General features: G+C 71.6%; 15 protein-coding genes. 14 read left to right on the forward strand and 1 reads right to left on the reverse strand.

Annotation, left to right across the window (positions count from 1 at the left end; all coding sequences use genetic code 11):
- The first annotated feature begins 36 nt into the window (after positions 1 to 36).
- The 12 genes from carA (at position 37) to metK (ending at position 12,599) form a co-directional block, all read left to right on the forward strand.
- Positions 37 to 1,200, forward strand: a complete 1,164-nt coding sequence (gene carA, locus ACQPYK_RS14830; RefSeq protein ID WP_433255464.1) for a glutamine-hydrolyzing carbamoyl-phosphate synthase small subunit — start codon at positions 37 to 39, stop codon at positions 1,198 to 1,200.
- A complete protein-coding gene (gene carB / locus ACQPYK_RS14835) occupies positions 1,193 to 4,513 on the forward strand; it encodes a carbamoyl-phosphate synthase large subunit (RefSeq protein ID WP_433255467.1) in 3,321 nt (1,106 codons plus the stop codon). Before carA ends, carB begins: the two co-directional genes overlap by 8 nt.
- A gap of 280 nt (positions 4,514 to 4,793) precedes the next feature.
- A complete protein-coding gene (locus ACQPYK_RS14840) occupies positions 4,794 to 5,639 on the forward strand; it encodes a dihydroorotate dehydrogenase electron transfer subunit (protein WP_433255470.1) in 846 nt (281 codons plus the stop codon).
- A complete protein-coding gene (locus ACQPYK_RS14845) occupies positions 5,629 to 6,603 on the forward strand; it encodes a dihydroorotate dehydrogenase (protein WP_433255472.1) in 975 nt (324 codons plus the stop codon). Before ACQPYK_RS14840 ends, ACQPYK_RS14845 begins: the two co-directional genes overlap by 11 nt.
- On the forward strand, positions 6,600 to 7,313 hold the full coding sequence (gene pyrF, locus ACQPYK_RS14850; protein ID WP_433255475.1) for an orotidine-5'-phosphate decarboxylase: 714 nt from the start codon (positions 6,600 to 6,602) through the stop codon (positions 7,311 to 7,313). The genes ACQPYK_RS14845 and pyrF overlap by 4 nt, the downstream gene beginning before the upstream one ends.
- A 186-nt stretch (positions 7,314 to 7,499) precedes the next feature.
- A complete protein-coding gene (gene mihF, locus ACQPYK_RS14855; RefSeq protein ID WP_012889515.1) occupies positions 7,500 to 7,823 on the forward strand; it encodes an integration host factor, actinobacterial type in 324 nt (107 codons plus the stop codon).
- 195 nt (positions 7,824 to 8,018) lie between these two features.
- A complete protein-coding gene (gene gmk / locus ACQPYK_RS14860) occupies positions 8,019 to 8,591 on the forward strand; it encodes a guanylate kinase (protein WP_433258801.1) in 573 nt (190 codons plus the stop codon).
- Between the two features lie 13 nt (positions 8,592 to 8,604).
- A complete protein-coding gene (gene rpoZ, locus ACQPYK_RS14865) occupies positions 8,605 to 8,868 on the forward strand; it encodes a DNA-directed RNA polymerase subunit omega (protein WP_012889517.1) in 264 nt (87 codons plus the stop codon).
- Positions 8,869 to 8,876: 8 nt separating this feature from the next.
- Complete coding sequence (coaBC, locus tag ACQPYK_RS14870; protein ID WP_433255479.1) at positions 8,877 to 10,139, forward strand: bifunctional phosphopantothenoylcysteine decarboxylase/phosphopantothenate--cysteine ligase CoaBC; 1,263 nt, start codon at positions 8,877 to 8,879, stop codon at positions 10,137 to 10,139.
- 79 nt (positions 10,140 to 10,218) lie between these two features.
- Positions 10,219 to 10,587: a hypothetical protein gene (locus tag ACQPYK_RS14875; protein WP_433255482.1), complete on the forward strand. Its 369-nt coding sequence runs from the start codon at positions 10,219 to 10,221 to the stop codon at positions 10,585 to 10,587.
- A gap of 104 nt (positions 10,588 to 10,691) precedes the next feature.
- Positions 10,692 to 11,399: a TPM domain-containing protein gene (locus ACQPYK_RS14880; RefSeq protein WP_433255484.1), complete on the forward strand. Its 708-nt coding sequence runs from the start codon at positions 10,692 to 10,694 to the stop codon at positions 11,397 to 11,399.
- Positions 11,400 to 11,411: 12 nt separating this feature from the next.
- Entirely contained in the window at positions 11,412 to 12,599 is a 1,188-nt protein-coding gene (gene metK, locus ACQPYK_RS14885) for a methionine adenosyltransferase (protein ID WP_433255487.1), read from the forward strand.
- Between the two features lie 220 nt (positions 12,600 to 12,819).
- Here the strand turns inward: metK and nudC are convergent, their stop codons facing one another.
- The gene (gene nudC / locus ACQPYK_RS14890) at positions 12,820 to 13,740 is read right to left on the reverse strand and encodes an NAD(+) diphosphatase (protein ID WP_433255489.1); all 921 of its coding nucleotides are present in this window, start codon (positions 13,738 to 13,740) and stop codon (positions 12,820 to 12,822) included.
- A 283-nt stretch (positions 13,741 to 14,023) separates the two neighbouring features.
- Here nudC and ACQPYK_RS14895 point away from each other — a divergent pair, with 283 nt between their 5' ends.
- Positions 14,024 to 16,354: an ATP-binding protein gene (locus ACQPYK_RS14895; protein ID WP_433255491.1), complete on the forward strand. Its 2,331-nt coding sequence runs from the start codon at positions 14,024 to 14,026 to the stop codon at positions 16,352 to 16,354.
- Positions 16,355 to 16,420: 66 nt separating this feature from the next.
- The gene (locus tag ACQPYK_RS14900; RefSeq protein ID WP_433255493.1) at positions 16,421 to 17,740 is read left to right on the forward strand and encodes a LuxR C-terminal-related transcriptional regulator; all 1,320 of its coding nucleotides are present in this window, start codon (positions 16,421 to 16,423) and stop codon (positions 17,738 to 17,740) included.
- Positions 17,741 to 18,042: the final 302 nt, after the last annotated feature.

Consider the following 18,042-nt stretch of genomic DNA (forward strand, 5'->3'; position numbering starts at 1 on the left):
TTGCGGAGCAATGACCGAGATGATCGGGGTGTTTGAGTGACCGCAGTGCTAGTGCTGGAAGACGGCCGCGTCTTCCATGGGATTCCCTACGGCGCCGAGGGTGAGACCTTCGGTGAGATGGTCTTCAACACCGGGATGACCGGCTACCAGGAGACGCTCACCGACCCCTCCTACCACCGCCAGATCGTCGCCATGACCGCGCCGCACATCGGTAATACCGGGGTCAACGACGAGGACCCCGAGTCCTCGCGCGTATGGGTCTCCGGCTACGTGGTCCGCGAGCCCGCGCGCGTCTCCTCCAACTGGCGCGCCAACCGCTCCCTCGACGACTACCTCAGGGAGCAGGGCGTCGTCGGCATCGCCATCGCCGGCACCCGCGCGCTCACCCGTCACCTGCGGGAGCGGGGCGCCATGCGGGCCGGGGTCTTCTCCGGCGAGGCCCTCGCCCCGGTCGAGGAGCTCCTGGAGCGCGTCCGGCGCAGCCCCGCGATGGAAGGCGCCGACCTGGCAGAGGCGGTCTCCACCGCGCGGTCCTACGTCGTACCGGCCATCGGCGCCAAGCGGTTCACCGTGGCGGCCGTCGACCTCGGCATCAAGTCCATGACCCCGCACCGGATGGCCGAGCGCGGCTGCGAGGTGCACGTCCTGCCGGCCTCCAGCACCGCCGCCGACATCCTCGCGCTCAACCCGGACGGGGTGTTCTTCTCCAACGGCCCCGGCGACCCGGCCACCGCCGACGGACCGGTCGAAGCGCTTCGCGGCATCCTGGAGACGGGCACGCCGTTCTTCGGCATCTGCTTCGGCAACCAGATCTTCGGCCGCGCCCTGGGTCTGGGCACCTACAAGCTGCGCTACGGCCACCGCGGGGTCAACCAGCCGGTCCAGGACCGGCGCACCGGCAAGGTGGAGATCTCCGCGCACAATCACGGCTTCGCCGTACAGGCTCCCCTGGAGGGGAGCTTCGACACGCCGTACGGCCCGGCGGAGGTCAGCCACGTCAACCTCAACGACGACTGCGTCGAGGGGCTGCGGCTGGTCGACCGCCCCGCGTTCAGCGTCCAGTACCACCCCGAGGCCGCGGCCGGTCCGCACGACTCCGCCGGCCTCTTCGACGAGTTCTGCGCGCTGATGGAATCGGCGAGAGGACGGGCCGCGGGCGAGGAGCCGGGCGCCGACACGGAGGGAAGCAAGGGTGCCTAAGCGTACGGACATCCAGTCGGTCATGGTGATCGGCTCCGGGCCGATCGTGATCGGGCAGGCCTGCGAGTTCGACTACTCGGGCACTCAGGCCTGCCGAGTGCTGCGCGCCGAGGGTTTCCGCGTGATCCTCGTCAACAGCAACCCGGCGACGATCATGACGGACCCCGAGTTCGCCGACGCCACCTACGTCGAGCCGATCACCCCGGACATCGTCGAGAAGATCATCGCCAAGGAGCGCCCCGACGCGCTGCTGCCCACTCTGGGCGGACAGACCGCGCTCAACACCGCGATCGCCCTGCACGAGGCCGGCGTCCTGGCCAAATACGACGTCGAGCTGATCGGCGCCGACGTGGACGCCATCCAGGCGGGCGAGAACCGCGAGCTGTTCAAGGGCATCGTGGCCAAGGTCGCCGCCGAGCGCGGCCTCAACGCCGACTCGGCCCGCTCGTTCGTCTGCCACACCCTGGACGAGTGCCTGGCCGCCGCCGGCGAGCTGGGCTACCCGCTGGTGGTGCGCCCCTCCTTCACCATGGGCGGCGTCGGCTCCGGCTTCGCCCACGACGAGGAGGGCCTGCGCCGCATCGCCGGAGCGGGCCTGGACGCCTCGCCGACCACCGAGGTGCTCCTGGAGGAGTCCATCCTCGGCTGGAAGGAGTACGAGCTGGAGGTCATGCGCGACAGGGCCGACAACGTCGTCATCGTCTGCTCCATCGAGAACATCGACCCGATGGGCGTGCACACCGGCGACAGCGTCACCGTGGCCCCCGCCCTGACGCTCACCGACCGCGAATACCAGAACATGCGCGACGTCGCCATCGCGGTCATCCGCGAGGTCGGCGTGGACACCGGCGGCTGCAACATCCAGTTCGCCGTCGACCCGGGCACCGGCCGCATGGTCGTCATCGAGATGAACCCGCGCGTCTCCCGCTCCAGCGCCCTGGCCTCCAAGGCGACCGGCTTCCCGATCGCGAAGATCGCCGCCAAGCTCGCCATCGGCTACACCCTGGACGAGATCCCCAACGACATCACCAAGGAGACCCCGGCGTCGTTCGAGCCTTCGCTCGACTACATCGTGGTCAAGGTGCCGCGCTTCGCCTTCGAGAAGTTCGCCGGCGCCGACCAGACCCTGACGACCCACATGAAGTCGGTCGGCGAGGCCATGGCCATCGGCCGCTCCTTCCCCGAGGCCCTGCAGAAGGCGCTGCGCTCGCTGGAGAAGAAGGGCGCCGCCTTCACCTGGGCGGGCGAGCCGGGCGACAAGGACGAGCTTCTGACGGCCTGCCGCACCCCGCACGACGGCCGCCTGTCCACCATGCAGCGGGCCATCCGCGCCGGAGCCACGTCCGCGGAGCTGTTCGAGGCCACCGCGGTCGACCCGTGGTTCCTGGACCAGCTGTTCGCCATCGACGAGGTCGCCGCCGAACTGCGCCAGGCTCCCCAGCTCACCGCCGAGGTGTTGATCCGGGCCAAGCGGTACGGCTTCAGCGACGTGCAGATCGCCGAGCTGCGCGACATGACCGAGCCTCGGGTCCGCGACCTGCGCCACGCCCTGGGCGTCCGGCCGGTCTACAACACCGTCGACACCTGCGCCGCCGAGTTCGCCGCGCGCACGCCCTACCTCTACTCCACCTACGACGAGGAGACCGAGGTCCCCTACGGCGACCGGCCCAAGGTCCTCATCCTCGGCTCGGGGCCGAACCGGATCGGTCAGGGCATCGAGTTCGACTACGCCTGCGTGCACGCCTCCTTCGAGCTGTCGGCGGCCGGCTACGAGACCGTCATGGTCAACTGCAACCCGGAGACGGTCTCCACCGACTACGACACCTCCGATCGGCTCTACTTCGAGCCGCTCACGCTGGAGGACGTCCTGGAGGTCGTCCACGCCGAGCAGCAGACCGGCCCGGTCGCCGGCGTCATCGTCCAGCTCGGCGGCCAGACCCCGCTCGGCCTGGCCCAGGCCCTCAAGGACGCCGGCGTCCCGATCGTCGGCACCTCGCCGGAGTCGATCCACCTGGCCGAGGAACGCGGCGCCTTCGGCCGCGTCCTGGCCGAGGCCGGGCTGCCCGCGCCCAAGCACGGCACCGCGGTGACCGTGGAGGAGGCCCTGGCGATCGCCGAGGAGATCGGCTACCCGGTTCTGGTACGGCCCTCCTACGTCCTGGGCGGGGCGGGCATGGCCATCGTCTACGACGACGAGACGCTGATCACCTACATGTCCAAGGCCGGCGCGGCCAGCCACCATCCGGTGCTGGTGGACAAGTTCCTCGACGAGGCCGTCGAGATCGACGTGGACGCGTTGTTCGACGGTGAGGAGCTCTACCTCGGCGGCGTGATGGAGCACATCGAGGAGGCCGGCATCCACTCGGGCGACTCGGCGTGCTCGCTGCCCCCGATGACGCTCGGCAGCTACGACATCAAGCGCATCCGCGCCGCCACCGAGGCCATCGCCCGCGGCGTGGGCGTGCGCGGGCTGCTCAACGTGCAGTACGCCATGTCGGCCAACATCCTCTACGTGCTGGAGGCCAACCCGCGTGCCAGCCGTACGGTGCCGTTCGTCTCCAAGGCCACGGCCGTGCCGCTGGCCAAGGCGGCGGCCCGGGTGATGATGGGCGCCACGGTGGCCGAGCTGCGAGCCGAGGGCATGCTCCCGGCCGAGGGCGACGGCGGCACCATGCCGCTGGACGCGCCCATCGCCGTCAAGGAGGCGGTGCTGCCGTTCAACCGGTTCCGGGGCGTGGACATCGTGCTGGGCCCGGAGATGCGCTCCACCGGCGAGGTCATGGGCATCGACGAGTTCTTCGGCACGGCCTACGCCAAGTCGCAGGCCGCCGCCTACGGCTCGCTGCCGACCAAGGGGCGGGCGTTCGTTTCGGTGGCCAACCGGGACAAGCGTGCGATGATCTTCCCGGTCAAGGCTCTCGCGGACCTCGGTTTCGAGATTCTGGCCACCGAGGGAACGGCCGAGGTGCTGCGCCGTAACGGCGTCCATGCCAAGATCGTGCGAAAGCAGAGTGAAGGAACGGGCCCCGAGGGTGAGCCGACCATCGGCCGTCGCATCCTGGATGGTGAGGTGGATCTCATCGTGAACACGCCCTTCGGCAGCCCCGGCCAGTCCGGGCCGCGGCTGGACGGCTACGAGATCCGCACCGCCGCGGTGCTGCGGGGCATCCCCTGCATCACGACCGTCCAGGGACTCGCCGCGGCCGTCCAGGGCATCCAGGCCGTGGTCCGCGACGACATCGGCGTACGGTCGCTCCAGGAGCACGCGGAGCGGTTGAGGGGACGAGCGAGCGCAGTGGCCGGCGAGGAATGAGCCGTCCGCGGAGTGAGTGAGGAGCCGAACGCGACCGTGGGCACGGCGGTTGAGGGGACGAGCGAGCGCAGTGGCCGGCGAGGAATGAGCCGTCCGCGGAGTGAGTGAGGAGCCGAACGCGACCGTGGGCACGGCGGTTGAGGGGACGAGCGAGCGCAGTGGCCGGCGAGGAATGAGCCGTCCGCGGAGTGAGTGAGGAGCCGAACGCGACCGTGGGCACGGCGGCTGAGGGGCTGATGCCCGGGCGGAGGTGAGGGAGACGCCTGTTACTCCGGTACAGGTGACGGGCACGGTGCTGACGACGCGCCGGGTCGACGCCTACCATGCGCTGACCGTGGTCGCGCCCGGCATCGCCGAGCGATTCCGGCCCGGCCATTTCGTCGCGGTGGCCGTCGGCGGGGCGCATACCTCGATGCTGACGCGCCGGGCCTTCTCCGTCCACGACGTCAAACCCGACTACGGCGGCACGGTGGAGTTCGTCTTCACCGTGCGCGGCCCGGGAACGGCGTGGCTGGCCGAGCGCCGCGCCCGCGACACGCTGGACCTGGTCGGACCGCTCGGCCGCCCGTTCCCGCTGCCGCGCGACCCGGTGACCTGCGTCCTGGTCGGCGGCGAGTACGGCTCGGCGACGTTGTTCGCCGTGGCCGACGCGCTCCAGCAACGTGGCTGCCGCGTCGACTTCGTGCTCGGCGCCGCCTCGGCCGACCGGGTGTTCGGCGCGCTGCGCGCCCGCCGGATGGGGGAGACGACCACGCTGACCACCGAGGACGGCTCCCTGGGGCTGCGCGGCCGGGTGACCGACGTGCTGCCCGGTGTGATCGCCGACGCCCGGGCCGACGCGGTCTACGCCTGCGGTCCGATGCCCATGCTGCGCGGCGTCACCGCCGTGGCGGTCGAGTTCGACATCCCGGTCCAGGTGGCCGTGGAGGAGCGGATGGCATGCGGGGTCGGGGTGTGCATGACGTGCGTGCTGCCGGTCATCGGTGACGACGGGGTGACCCGGATGGTGCGCTCGTGCGTCGAAGGACCGGTCTTCCGGGGCGAGCGCGTCCGCTTCGACGACGTGGGAACGATCCCGTTCGACGCGCTCGGAGCGCCCGGTGGGGGATCGCGGAATGTCGGTTGACATGCGGACGTACCTGGGGCACGTGGAGCTGGTCAATCCGATCACCACGGCCGCCGGATGCGCCGCGTCGGGCTCGGAGCTGGCCCAGTTCTTCGACCTGGGCCGGATCGGCGCGCTGACCACGCGGTCGATCACGATGGCCCCCAGGGCGGGCCGTCCGACCCCCAGGATGGCCGAGACGCCCTCGGGCATGCTCAACGCCGTCGGCCTCCAGGGGCCGGGCGTGGACGCCTTCCTGGAGCGCGAGCTGCCCTGGCTGGCCCAGCGCAACATCAGGACGGTGGTCTCCATCGGCGGAGGCACCGTGGCCGAGTACACCGCGCTGGCCCGCAGGCTCACCGACGCCCCCGGGGTGAGCGCCGTGGAGGTCAACCTGTCCTGTCCCAACATCGAGGACCGGGGCCGGGTCTTCGCGCGCGACGGGGCCGCCTCGGCCGAGGTGATCGCCTCGGTGCGCTCGGTGATGCGCTACGACGTGCCCGTGGTGGCCAAGCTCTCCCCGGACGTGGTGGACATCGTGAGCGTCGCCCGCGCGTGCGTGGACGGCGGCGCCGACGCGCTGTCGATGATCAACAACCCGCTCGGCATGAGCATCGACACCGAGGCCATGCGTCCCTCCCTGGCGGCGGTCACCGGCGGGCTGTCCGGACCGGCCATCCGGCCGCTGGCCGTACGCTGCGTGTGGCAGGTCCATGCCGCGCTGCCCAGCGTGCCGATCATCGGCATGGGCGGTGTGCTGACGGGCAGGGACGCCTTCGAGCTCGTCCTCGCCGGCGCCTGCGTCGTCGCCGTGGGCACGGCGCTGTTCCACGACCCCTACGCCTGCCTGCGCATCCTGCGCGAGCTCGAGGAGCTCCTGGCGGCCCGGGGGTTCCACCGGCTGGCCGACGCGGTCGGGCTGGCCCATCGCCCGCCGGGGGCGCCCACCCGGCACCGGATAGACCTGGAGGAGAGTTCCCTGTGACGCCCGCACCCATCGCCGTCGCCCTGGACGCACCCGACCTGGAGACCGCGGCCCACTGGGCGAGCCTGGTGACGCCACATGTCAGCACCGTCAAGGTCGGACTCGAACTCTACCTCCGCTACGGCCCCGAGGTGATCGCCTCGGTCCGCGGGGCGAGTGGCGTGCAGGTGTTCCTCGACCTGAAGCTGCACGACATCCCCAACACCGTCGCGGGCGCGGCCAGGGCCGTCGCGCGACTCAAGCCCGCCATCCTGACCGTCCACGCGGCCGGCGGCCCCGCGATGATCGGCGCGGCCGTGGAGGCCCTGCCCGCCACCAAGATCGCGGCCGTGACGGTGCTCACGTCGCTCTCCGAGGCCGACCTGGAGCGCATCGGTGTCGCGGGTCCCCCCGACGCCGCCGTGCGCCGCCTGGCGGTCATGGCCGTCGGCGCGGGCGCCCAGGCCCTCGTGTGCTCACCCCGTGAGGTCGCCGCGGTGCGGGCAGAGGTCGGGCCGGACATCACCCTGATCACTCCCGGCGTCCGCCCCGCCGGCGCCGAGAGTCAGGATCAAGCCAGAGTAGCGACTCCCGAGCGGGCTTTCGCCGACGGGGCCGATCTTCTGGTGATCGGGCGCCCGATCACCGGTTCGGCCGACCCGGGTGCGACCGCCGCGGGCATCGCCGCGGCGCTGCGACGCACTCTCGCCGACAGCGGGCGCGGGGTGTGACGCAAGTCGCTGAAAACACGGCGGTGAGCGCAGTTTCATCGACACTGGGCAACATTGCGGATACACAAAGTGACGAAGTAGATTTTCTAAGGGAAGAAACTGGTCTTGACGTTGCTTGAAGCGTCATGACCAGCTAGTTTCCCTTCCCGTCCGAGTACATCGACAGGAAATTCGAGGTGACCCGGCGTGGCTCTTCCTCCCCTTACCCCTGAGCAGCGCGCCGCAGCCCTAGAGAAGGCTGCCAAGGCCCGCCGAGAGCGTGCCGAGGTTAAGAATCGCCTGAAGCACGGCGCGATCTCTCTGGCTGAGGTGCTCAAAGACGGGCAGGCCGACGACGTCATCGGCAAGATGAAGGTGTCGGCTCTTCTGGAGTCGCTCCCCGGCGTGGGCAAGGTCCGCGCCAAGCAGCTGATGGAACGCCTTGGCATCGCAGAGTCCCGCCGCGTGCGGGGTCTGGGCGCCAACCAGCGCGCTTCGCTCGAGCGTGAGTTCGGCGGTGCCGAGAGCTAGTCTCGGTTCAGTAAGAACACGCTCACCCCGCATCCGCGGGGATGGCATCACGGGGGGTTTGGAGTGACCGGAACGTCGTGGCCCGATGAGAGTCGGGTCTCGGAGGCAACCGCTGAGAGCGGGTCCGGTGGCTTCACCTCCCCGGTCGCAGGCCCGGAGGCGGCGCGAGCCTTCACCGGGCCCACCGGCAACCGCCTGACGGTCCTCTCAGGGCCGTCAGGCGTCGGAAAGTCCACGGTCGTCGCCGAGCTTCGGCGGGCACACCCCGAGGTGTGGCTGTCGGTCTCGGTGACCACCAGGAAGCCCCGGCCGGGGGAGACCCACGGGGTGGAATACTTCTTCGCCGACGACGACGAGTTCGACCGGCTGGCCGCCTCCGGTGAGCTGCTGGAATGGGCCGAGTTCGCCGGCAACAGGTACGGCACGCCGCGCGGTCCGGTGCTCGACAAGCTCGCCGCCGGGGTGCCCACGCTGCTGGAGATCGACCTTCAGGGCGCGCGCCAGGTCCGGGCGAGCATGCCCGAGGCGATGCTGATCTTCCTGGCCCCCCCGACCTGGGAGGAGCTGGAAAAGCGCCTGCGCGGCAGGGGCACCGAGCCCGAGGACGTCATCGCCCGCCGCCTCGCGGCGGGACGCGTCGAGATGGCGGCCGAGCAGGAGTTCGACCTGACTCTTGTGAACACGTCCGTCCAGGATGTATGTCATCGGCTGATAGCCTTACTGGCTGATGCTCCCGAGGCTTCGAGCCCCGGTCGTTCACCTAGCTAGGGGAAATCACAACGTGGCAACGAACGCCGCCTACTCCGAAGGCATCACCAACCCGTCGATCGACGCGCTGCTCGACATCGTCGACAGCAAGTACAGTCTCGTGATCTTCGGCTCGAAGCGCGCGCGGCAGATCAACGCCTACTACTCCCAGCTCGGCGAGGGCCTGCTGGAATACGTCGGCCCGCTCGTGGAGACCCACGCGCAGGAGAAGCCGCTGTCCATCGCGCTGCGCGAGGTCAGCGAGGGTCTGCTCACCTCCGAGCCGATCGAGGGCTAGTCCCACCGATGCGGACGCCTGGCGAGGACGCGGCGACCGGCCGGTCCGGAGAGCGGGCGGTGCCGGGCGACCAGCCCGCCGTCGTCCTCGGTGTGAGCGCGGGCATCGCCGCCTACAAGGCCTGCGAGCTGCTTCGCCTGTTCACCGAGTCCGGTCACGACGTCCGTGTCGTCCCGACCCGGGAGGCGCTGCGCTTCGTCGGCGAGCCGACCTGGGCGGCCCTGTCCGGCAACCCGGTGGCGGCCGACGTCTGGGATTCGGTGCACGAGGTGCCCCACGTCCGGATCGGGCAGGGCGCCGACCTGGTGGTGGTCGCCCCCGCCACCGCCGACGTGCTCGCCAAGGCCGCCCACGGGCTGGCCGGCGACCTGCTCACCAACACGCTGCTCACCGCTCGATGCCCGGTGGTGTTCGCTCCGGCGATGCACACGGAGATGTGGGAGCATCCCGCGACCCGGGCCAACGTGGCCACGCTTCGGGAGCGCGGTGCGATCGTCATCGACCCCGCCGTGGGCCGCCTGACCGGTGCCGACACCGGCCGCGGCCGGCTGCCCGATCCCAAGGAGATCTTCGAGGTCTGCCGCCGGGTCCTGTCCGGACGTCCGGCCGACCTGGCCGGCCGCCGCCTGGTGATCTCCGCCGGAGGCACCCGCGAGGCCATCGATCCGGTCCGTTTCATCGGAAACCGTTCCTCTGGTCTGCAGGGATACGCGCTGGCCCGCACCGCCGTCGCCCGCGGCGCCGAGGTCACCCTGGTGAGCGCGAACGTCTCCCTGCCCGATCCGGCAGGGGTCACGGTGATCCGGGTGGAGTCGGCCGTCGAGTTGCGCGCCGCCGTGTTGGAGGCGGTGGAGAACGCCGACGCCGTGGTCATGGCCGCCGCCGTCGCCGACTTCCGGCCCCTGGCGCAGAGCGACTCGAAGATCAAGAAGACCTCGGCGGAGCCCGACCCCATCCATTTGGTGAAAAATCCCGACGTCCTCGCCGAGTTGGGCGACCGGCGCCGGGAGGGGCTCAAACCGTACCCGTCGGTGATCGTGGGATTCGCGGCCGAGACCGACGACGTCCTCGCCAACGGGCAGGCCAAACTCGCCCGCAAGGGCTGCGATCTGCTCGTCGTCAACCAGGTGGGCGAGAATCTTGCCTTCGGCACGCCGGACAACGCGGCGGTCGTCCTGGTCGCGGGCGGAGAGCCGGTGGAGATCCCGCGCGGTCCCAAGGAGGACCTCGCCGACGTGGTCTGGGATCTCGTCGCCCGACGGCTCACCTGATCCGCTTGCCGAAGCCGTCCTCGCGGCGGATACTGCGTCCGGAGCGCCCCGGGACATCGCCGCCTGAAGGGAACTGACCATGCCGGTCCCCGCCGCCGTCAGGGCCCGTTGCCGCGCCCTGCTTCCCCCGGGGGAGGACATGCGCTACGTCCTGCCCGCCCTGTCGGTGGGCTCGCCGGGGATGGCGACCTTCCTCATCGTGGTCACCGACCGGTCGATCTCCGTGTTGTCCACCAAGTTCTTCGACCAGGACGCGCCGACCTCCGTCTACGCCACCCACGCGCGCCGCACGCGGCTCGGCCCGGTGGAGTTCTCCGCGGGCGCGGCCATCGAGCTCGGCGGCATGGTGTTCGAGATCGACGAGGAGTACGCGGCGGTGGTGTGCGCCGCGGACGCCGAGGTCTTCGCGCCCGAGACGCTGCCCCCCGATCCGCTGCCCCATCTGTGACCTCATAGTGTGGCGAGTACGTACGCGGGTCGCTCGGGCCTACGAGGGTCGTCTGGGGATCGGCCGGTCCGCGGGCCGGGGCCGGGGACGGCGGGGGGCTGCCGGTGCTGCACATCGTTCGCGTTCTGGCCGCGCTGACCTTGACGCTGCTCTCCTGGGGGCTGTCGCGGGAGCTTCCCGCCGGGCCCGTGGTGCGCGCCGAGCCGCCGGCCGCGGTCTCCGCGCCGGTGACCGATCGGGTGGGTGTGCTGGACGGCCGCCGGGCCGAGGTCGAGGCGGCCGTCGCGAAGCTGCGGGCCCACCACGGGGTGCGCCTGTATGTCGTCTACGTGCGCGGCTTCTCAGGCCTGAGCGCGACCGACTGGGCCGCGAGGACGGCACGGCTCAGCGGTCTGGGCCGGCTCGACCTCCTGCTGGCGGTCTCCACCGTGGACGGCCGCTACGCCGTCTCCGCCGACGCGGCCTTCCCGCTGTCCGGCGCGCAGCTCGACTCGGTGGCCGCGACCACGATCGAACCCGAGTTGCGGCACGCCGACTGGGTGGGCCTGCCGATCGTCGCGGCCAGGGAGTACGACGCGGCGCTGACCTCCCCGGGTGTGGTTTTCGCCCTGATCGGCCCGGCTGGGCGGGTCCTCCCTGTACCGGCCGCACCGGGCGTGCGCCCCGGCCACATGGTTCAAACCAACACGACGCGCCCAAATTGGACACGATGTGGTTTCGCGACGCTGCTCCGGGTACGGCTAGACTTCGGCTCAGCGCTACTGGTGTCACGTCGATGCCAGAGCCCCCAGACGCCAGCAGCCGCTGCATGAGGAGCCACTGACTTGTCCCGTCGCCTGTTCACCTCCGAGTCGGTCACCGAGGGCCACCCGGACAAGATCGCCGACCAGATCAGTGACGCGATTCTCGACGCCATGCTCAAGGGTGACCCCAAGAGCCGCGTCGCGGTCGAGACGCTGATCACCACCGGTCAGGTCCACGTCGCCGGAGAGGTGACGACGGAGACCTACGTCGACATCCCCGGTCTCATCCGGGAGAAGATCCTCGAGATCGGCTACGACGCCTCTCACAAGGGCTTCGACGGCGCCTCCTGCGGCGTGTCGGTGTCCATCGGCGCGCAGTCGCCCGACATCGCCCAGGGCGTCGACGACGCCTACGAGGCCCGTGAGGGCGAGGACGCCGACGAGCTCGACCGCCAGGGCGCCGGCGACCAGGGCCTGATGTTCGGCTACGCCTGCCGGGAGACCCCCGAGCTGATGCCGCTGCCGATCCAGCTGGCGCACCGCCTGGCCGAGCGCCTGTCCCAGGTCCGCAAGGACGGCACCGTCCCCTACCTGCGCCCCGACGGCAAGACCCAGGTCACCATCGAGTACGACGGCGACCGCCCGGTCCGTCTCGACACCGTGGTGGTCTCCACCCAGCACGCGGCCGAGATCGACCTCAAGGAGATGCTCGCTCCGGACATCAAGGAGCACGTGGTCGACCCGGTGCTCGCCGGCCTGGAGATCGCCACCGAGGGCTACCGCCTGCTGGTCAACCCGACCGGCCGCTTCGAGATCGGCGGCCCGATGGGCGACGCCGGCCTGACCGGCCGCAAGATCATCGTCGACACCTACGGCGGCATGGCCCGCCACGGTGGCGGTGCCTTCTCCGGCAAGGACCCGTCCAAGGTGGACCGTTCGGCCGCCTACGCGATGCGCTGGGTCGCCAAGAACATCGTGGCCGCCGGCCTGGCCGACCGCGCCGAGGTCCAGGTCGCCTACGCCATCGGCAAGGCACACCCGGTCGGCGTCTTCGTCGAGACCTTCGGCACCGAGAAGGTGGAGATCGAGAAGATCCAGCAGGCCGTGACCGAGGTCTTCGACCTGCGTCCGGCCGCGATCATCCGTGATCTCGACCTGCTGCGCCCGATCTACTCGGCGACCTCCGCCTACGGGCACTTCGGTCGCTCCGACTTCTCCTGGGAGTCCACCGACCGCGCCGACGCCCTGCGCACCGCCGCCGGTCTCTGATCCGCTCCGCCGCCGTCCCCCACGAGACCTCTCGTGGGGGACGGCGGCGTCGCCGTTCCTCCTCCTTCCGCTGCCGGTGAGGCCGCATGAGCCCGTGCCGGCAGCGCCCGTCCCATGGTCGGGACGGGTGTCGCCGGCCGCCCCGACCGCGAAGCGGCCCAGGCGACGAGGGTGACGAGGACGGCGACGATCACGACGAGGACGAGTCCCGGGGCGCGGCCTATGTGCGGACCGCGGGAGAGCGCATCCACGAGTCGATCAGGAACTGCTCGATCGAGTCCCCGCGGTGGGCGCCGCGCTCGATCTGCGCGGACCGCATCTCGGCGACCTGCGCGGCGGTGAACCAGCGGGCCTCGACGACCTCGTCGCCGTCGACGTGGATCTCCTCCGACAGCGCCGTGGCCCTGAACCCGAGCATCAGACCGGCGGGGAACGGCCAGGACTGCGAGGCGAGGTAGTCGACGCGGTGCACCCGCACCCCGGCCTCCTCGAACACCTCCCTGCGCACCGCGTCCTCCAGGCTCTCGCCGATCTCGACGAAACCGGCCAGGGTGGAATAGGCCCCCGTGGTCGAGGCGCGGTGCCTGCCCAGCAGGCATCGGCGGGGCTCTCCCGGAGCCTCCACCAGGACGATCACCGCGGGCTCGATCCGCGGGAACAGCGGTTTGTCGCACGTCAGGCACACCCGCAGGTGGCCCCCGTCGCGGCTGTCGGTGCCGCCGCCGCAGGCGCCGCAGAAACGCTGGTCGCGATTCCACCGCAGGATGCCGCGCGCGTAGGCCAGGATGGCGGCCCGCTCGGCGTCGAGCGTGGAAAACAGCTCGCGCACGTCGGCGCTGCCCGAGGCGCCCGCCACGCGCAGCGCCTCCCGCTCGTCGAGCGCGGACAGGTCGACGGCGAACACCGCGCGCTCACCTTCCAGGCCGAGGAAGGTCGACGCCTCGCCGGCCGCGGCCGCGGCCAGCGTCACCGGAGTCGTGCCCTCGACCAGGCACCTGTCCCGCCACAGCGGGATCGCGACGCTCGCCGGGTCCGTGCGGCACGCCCGCACCCAGGCGGGATCGCCGCGCCGGGCGCCCGCCCGGTCCAGGCGTCCCCCGTTGTAGGGCAGCGCGGCCCCGGCCGGCGGGGGAGTCCGCATCACGGATCCGGCGGCGCCGCCCCCGGGACCGGGCGCCTCGTGACCGATCATGCGCCGGCCGTCCGGGCGGGCACGACGCCGAAGTGAACGCTCATGAATCCTCGTCCTTCCCGTGAGAGTCAGCCGCCCACGATAGACGGGCCCGCCCGGACGCCGGATCCGCCCCGTGACGACGGCCGGTGGCCGCCTCCGGCCGTCCTCGGCCGGCCCTTGACCACCGCCGGTGGGCCTGAGCCGTCATCTCCTGTGTAGCTTCTCTATTTTTGAGATCTTGGGGAGAGACGTGAGCGGACGCTCGGGGACAGGCGGACTACCGGTGGAGAGCACCGGCTTCGTGGGGCGCAGAAAAGAGGTCCGCCAGGTCAGGCGGCTGCTTCAGGGCTCCAGGCTGGTCACCGTCACCGGAGTCGCGGGCATCGGCAAATCCAGGGTGGCCGTCGAAGCCGCCTCCGGGGTGCGCAGGGCCTTCGCCGACGGCGTCCGGTTCGTGGAACTGGCCGGGGTGGGTGATCCCGGTCATCTCGAAGAGGCGGTGGCCCAGGCGTTGGACATGGCGGACCTGTCCGACCGCCCGGATGCCGAGGCGCTGGCCGACCATCTCCGCGACCGGCAGACCCTGCTGATCCTCGACACCTGCGAGCACCTTGTGGACGCCTGCGCCCGGCTGGCGCAGACCCTGCTGGAGAACAGCCCCCGGCTGCGGATCCTGGCCACCAGCAGGCAGTCGCTCGGCGTTCCCGGGGAGCACATCGTGGCACTCGCGCCGATGCCCCTGCTGGACCCGCACGCGGTGGAATCGGTCGCCGCGCTCTCCCGATGCGACTCGGTGGCGCTCTTCCTCGACCGGGTCAGGGCCGTGGACCCGGGCTACACGCTCACCGGTGAGAACGCCCGGGAGGTCGCCGAGGTCTGCGCCAGGCTCGACGGCATACCGCTGGCCATCGAGCTGGTCGCCGTCCGGATGCGCACGCTCCCGCTCGGCCGGATCCTCGACCTGCTCGACGACGGACCGTGGCTGCTGTCGGGCCGTACGGCGGGCGGGCGGCACCCGACCGTGGGCGCCACCGTCGAATGGAGCCACCGGTTGTGCACCGACGACGAGCGGCTGCTCTGGTCACGGCTGCCGGTCTTCGTCTCGGCCTTCGACGCCGCCGCGGCCGAGAGCGTCTGTTCCGACGAGGCCCTGCCCGCCGAGCGGGTCCTTCCCGCGCTGCTCGGTCTGGTGGACAAGTCCATCGTGATCCCGGTCAAGCGCGGCGACGGCACGGTCTACCGGCTGCTGGACATCATCCGGGAGTACGGCGCCGCCAGGCTGCTGGAGAGCGGGGACCGGGAGCGGCTGCGCCGCCGCCACCTGAGCCACTACGTCGAGTCGGCACGCCGGGGACGCAGAATCGGTCCGGGCGTCGACCAGGTGGAGCGGTGGGGCCGGATCCGGCGTGACTGGCCCAACATCCGCGCGGCCCTCGACCTGTGCGCCGAGGACCCGGACGAGCACGAGACGGGCCTGAACATGGCCGCGACCCTGTGGTACCTCTGGATCGCCTGCGGCATGCTCCGCGAGGGCCACCACCACCTGGAGCGGCTGCTCGCACGCTCCCGGCCCGGGACCGAGCCGTGGTCGTGGGCGACGCTGGTGCTCGCCTACATCGCCATCGCCCGGGGCCATCTGGATCAGGCGCGGCTGCTGCTGGAACGGTGCAGGGAGCAGTCCTCGCACGACAGCGACCCGGTCCGCCTCTTCCTGCTCAAGTTGAGCGGCACCCTGGCCGTCATCGAAGGGGATCTGACCGGTGCGGAGGCCAGGCTGGGCGCCGTGGTGGAGCGTCTCGGCCCCGGCACGCGACTTCCGGGGGTGCTGCTGCCGGCGATGGTCGAGCTGGGCCTGAGCCTGATCTGGCGAGGTGAGATCGCGGCCTCCAGGGAGATGTTCCTGCGCTGCCGGGCACTCTGCGAGGAACGCGGAGACTCGTGGGCGCGCGCCTACGCCGACTACGGGCTGGGACTGGTCGCCCAGGCCGAAGGGGACGCCGCCCGGGCCGTCGCGCACGCGCGGGACTCGCTGCGGGTCAAAAGGCACTTCTCCGACGCCATGGCGATCGTGTTCTGCCTGGACCTGCTGGCCTGCGCCGCGGCGGACCAGGGTGACCTGGCCAGGGCGGGACGGCTGCTCGGCGCGGCGCACACCGGATGGCGGGACAGGGGCCTGCTGCGGCAGGGCTACCCGATGATGGCCCGAGACGGCGCCCGCTGCGTCGAGCTGGTCAGGCGAGGCCTGTCGCGCCGGGAGTTCGACCAGGCGGCCCGCGAGGGGACCGCGCTCGGCCTGGAGGGGGCCATCGCCTATGCGCTCGGCGAGGAGACGGCCGAGGGCGGCGCCGTACGGCGCGACTCCGGCCGGGCACCGCTCACCCGCAGGGAGTGGGAGGTCGCCGAGCTGGTCGCCGAGGGGATGACCAACCGGCAGATCGCCCACCGGCTCATGATCGTCCAGCGGACCGTCGACTCCCACGTCGAGCACATCCTGGCCAAACTCGGCTTCTCGGCGCGCGCCCAGGTCGCGGCCTGGGCGACCCGGCGGAGGGGGAGCCCGGCCGCGGCGGAGAACACATGATCATCTGCTGGTAGCGTTTCGGCGAACATGGGGGCGAAAATGGCGCGGCGGCCGGGGAACCTTCCCGTGGACCTGTCCAGCTTCGTGGGACGGGCCGAGGAACTGGCCGAGGGCCTGGACCACCTCGCCGCCGCCAGGCTCCTGACGGTCACCGGCCCCGCCGGGGTGGGCAAGACCCGCACGGCCCTGCGCCTGGCCGACATCCTGCGCCGCGGCTTCACCGGCGGAGTCTGGCGGGTCGAGCTGTCCGGCGCCGCAGATCCGGTGGCCGCCGTCGCCGCGGCCCTGCAACCGGGCACTTCGCCTTCGAAGTCGCGGATCGCGTCGGTGCCCGAACACGGCGGCCGGCCTTCGGCGTCGCCGATCGCGTCGGAATCGGAACCGGGCGCTCCACCTTCGGCGTCGCGGATCACGGCGGCGCTGGGCGCCCGGCGGTCGCTGGTCGTGCTCGACACCTGCGAGCACCTGCTCGGCGAGGTGGCACGGCTGGTGCCGGCCCTGCTCGCCGGGGCGCCCGGGCTCGCGGTGGTCGCCACCAGCCGCCAGCCGCTGGGCCTGCCGGGGGAGCGGGTGCTGGAGCTGGCGCCGCTGCCGATGCCCTCGGCCATGCGGCTGTTCGAGGACCGGGCGGTGGCCGCCGATCCCGCCTTCTCGCTGACACCGGCCGTCGCGCCGGTGGTCGCCGAGATCTGCGGCAGGCTGGACGGGCTGCCGCTGGCGATCGAGCTCGCCGCCACCCGGATGCGTTCCCTGTCGGCCCGGGACCTGCTGGAGCGGCTGCGGCACCGCTTCACCGTGCTGACCGGGATCAGCAGGACCGTGCTGCCGCGTCACCGGGACCTGCGGGCGTCGGTGCAGTGGAGCCACCGGCTCTGCGACGACGAGCAACGCAAGCTGTGGGCCCTGTTGTCGGCGCTGCCCGGAGCCTTCGACCTGGCCGCCGCCGAGCAGGCCTGCGGGGCCGAGCTGGGAGCGGAGCGGGTCGCGCCGGTTCTGGCGTCCCTGGTCGAGCGCTCGATCGTGCTCCGTGAGCCGGGAGGCCGCCACCGGATGCTGGAGGCCTACCGGGAGATCGGGGTGGAGCCGTCCGGGGGCCGGTGGCGGCCGGCCGTACAGGAGCCGCTGCGGGGTGCGGGGCGGCCCCTGTGCGCCGGCCATACGGGCCGGGTGGCTCGGGCGGTCACCGGCACGCTGAGCGCCAGGGAGCTCCAGGTGGCCGAGCTGATCACCGAGGGGTTGTCGAACCCGATGATCGCCGCGCGGCTGGACATCGCCAAGCGCACCGTGGACGCGCACGTCCGCAACATCCTCGCCAAGGGGGGCCTGACCTCCCGCACCCAGGTGGCCGCGTGGGTGACCGAGCACGACTGCCGGCCCTCCACATAGGCGCGTCCGTATAGGCACATCACCCGATGCGGGACACCGGCGACGGGGGGCATGATGGCCGAGGCCAGTGGGGAACCGTGTGCTCCGATGTTCCGCAGCGGTCGGGTGGTGCCGAGGGAGGGGTCCCCTTCCGCCTGATCTGACGCCGGAGTGCTCCTGTGTCGGGCGTTACCCCACTGGCCGATCGCCTTCGCCGTACCGGATGTACGGCGGGCGTTCGCCGGTGTCCGGCGGTGCGCGCAGACGCCGGAGTGCTCCGCCGGCGGGGGGCGTCGACCGCCTCGTGATCTGGCAGGACGAGC

The organism is Streptosporangium sp. CA-135522 (assembly GCF_050949235.1).
Lineage (GTDB): Bacteria > Actinomycetota > Actinomycetes > Streptosporangiales > Streptosporangiaceae > Streptosporangium.

Excerpts from the sequence above, each read along its gene's own strand:
- ACQPYK_RS14845 (WP_433255472.1), top strand. The coding sequence starts at position 5,629 with ATGTCGGTTGACATGCGGACGTACCTGGGGCACGTGGAGCTGGTCAAT.
- coaBC (WP_433255479.1), top strand. The coding sequence starts at position 8,877 with ATGCGGACGCCTGGCGAGGACGCGGCGACCGGCCGGTCCGGAGAGCGG.
- ACQPYK_RS14875 (WP_433255482.1), top strand. The coding sequence starts at position 10,219 with ATGCCGGTCCCCGCCGCCGTCAGGGCCCGTTGCCGCGCCCTGCTTCCC.
- nudC (WP_433255489.1), bottom strand. The coding sequence starts at position 13,740 with ATGCGGACTCCCCCGCCGGCCGGGGCCGCGCTGCCCTACAACGGGGGA.